We start from the raw sequence: 2,236 nt of genomic DNA, 5'->3' as shown, positions 1-2,236 counted from the left end.
GCTCCACCACATGCCGCGCCACCAAACCACCCAACACACCCGTCCCACCCGTAATCAGAACACAATCCCCCAAATCAACACCGCCACCCGCACCCGCACCACCCACACCACCCGCCACAGCCACCGCACCCAACCGCGGCACCAACAACACACCCCCACGCACCGCCACCTGCCACTCACCACACCCCAGAACCACACCCACCAAACCAGCCGAAACATCCACCCCCACCCCCACATCCACCAACACCACACGCCCCGGAAACTCACTCTGCACCGACCGCACCAACCCCCACACACCCGCACCCACCACATCCACCACATCACCATCACCACCAGCAGCAACCGCACCCCGCGTCACCACCACCAACCGACCCACACCACCCCCACCCTCACCCAACAACCACCCACGCACGGACTCAAGCGTGGTGAACAGGTCTTCTCCGGTGGCCTCGTGCAGGTGATAGCTCCCCTCCGGGGCAGCGTCGTCATCTGCGTCGTCCGCGCCAACGGAGATCGGAACCCACTGCACCTCGTACAGCGACTGGGCTGCGTCGCCGGCGCCCGGGAGTCCCGCCGGGGCCATCGGCCGCAGGGTCAGGTTCTCGACCGTGGCGACGGGCAGCCCGGTGGTGTCCGTGGCGGTGAGTGCGACGCCGGCTGCGCCACGGGGGCTCAGCCGTACCCTCAGCTCCTTCGCGCCGCTCGCGTACAGCGTCACCCCGCCCCAGTTGAACGGGAGGAGCCCGGACTCGCGCTCACCGAGTGCGCCGAGGACGATGGGGTGCAGGGCTGCGTCCAGCAGCGCAGGGTGCAGACCGAACCGGGACGCATCGGCCGCAGGGCGGGAAGGAAGGGTGATCTCGGCGACGACATCGGAGCCGTCGCGCCAGACCGCGGTCATCCCCTGGAACTGGGGGCCGTAGTCGTACCCGCGATCGGCCAGCAGGTCGTAGGCATCGGTCAGATCGACGGGGGCCGCACCACGCGGCGGCCAGGCGGTCTCGTCTCGTGCGTCTTCCTCGGGCAAGCGGTCGCTGAGTGTGCCACTGGCGTGCCTGACCCAGCTCTCCCCCCTGCGGGAGTACACGCTCACCGGCCGCGAGCCCTGGTCGTCCGCTTCACGGACGACCACTTGGAGCGCCACACCGGTCGGCTCGGTGAGCCACAGCGGCGTTTCGAGCGTCAGGTCGTCGATGTGCCCGCAGCCGACCTGGTCCCCGGCGTGGATGGCGAGTTCCAGGAACGCGGTGCCGGGCAACAGGGCGGCGCCCTCGATCGCGTGATCGGCCAACCAGGGGTGGGTGCGGAGCGAGATGCGTCCGGACAGGACCATCTCGTCGCCGTCACCGAGTTCGACGGATGCCCCCAGCAGCGGGTGGTCGCTGCCGGACAGGCCGGCCGAGGCCACGTCGGCTCCCGTGCCGCTCTCCTCCAGCCAGTAGCGCCTGTTGTTGAAGGCGTAGGTGGGCAGCTCGACCATGCGTCCGCCACCGATGACCGTCGACCAGTCGACGTCGACTCCTCGTACGTGGCCTTCGGCCACCGAAGCGAGGAACTTGTCCATGCCGCCTTCGTCGCGACGCAGCGAGGGAAGCACGATCGCTGCGGCCCGGGTGCCGTCACCGGCTTCGGCGCCGGCACCGGCAGCTGAAGTGGACGGGGTTGTCCGGGCGGCGGTGGCGGCTTCCAGGGTCTCCTCGATGCTCATGGTCAGTACGGGGTGTGCGCTGACCTCGACAAATACGTCGTGACCCTGACCTTGGAGGGAGCGGATACTCTCCTCCAGCCGCACGGTGTTGCGCAGGTTGCGGTACCAGTAGTCGGCACCCGCCGCCGCCGTGTCGAACCAGTCGCCGGTGACCGTCGAGAAGAAGGGCACCTCGGATGTCCGCGGCTCGATCGGGGCCAGGACGTCCAGGAGTTCGGGCTCGATCATCTCCACATGCGCGGAGTGGGAGGCGTAGTCGACGGGGACGCGCTTCGCCCGTACTCCGTCGTTCTCGCACACGGCGAGCAGCTCGTCGAGTGCGGTGACATCGCCGGAAATCACGGCTGTGTTGGGCCCGTTGAGCGCGGCGATCGAGATCCGGCCGTCCCAACGGACGACGAGTTGCTCCAGTTCGCTCGCGGCCAGGGAGACGGAGACCATGCCGCCCTGTCCGGCCAGGGCCACGATGGCCCGGCTCCGCAACGCCACCACCCGCGCCGCGTCGTCCAGACTCAACGCCCCCGCCAC

At 69.1% G+C, this 2,236-nt stretch carries 1 protein-coding gene; it reads right to left on the bottom strand.

The features are described 5' to 3' along the window. The coding region (locus ACGFU7_RS47900) for an acyltransferase domain-containing protein (RefSeq protein ID WP_393705091.1) at positions 1 to 2,236 on the bottom strand (2,236 nt) is incomplete at both ends.

It is taken from the genome of Streptomyces sp. NPDC048473 (assembly GCF_043200155.1).
Classification (GTDB): domain Bacteria; phylum Actinomycetota; class Actinomycetes; order Streptomycetales; family Streptomycetaceae; genus Streptomyces.
The sequence above is the reverse complement of the archived record's forward strand: the minus strand, read 5'-3'. Positions and strand labels throughout refer to the sequence as shown.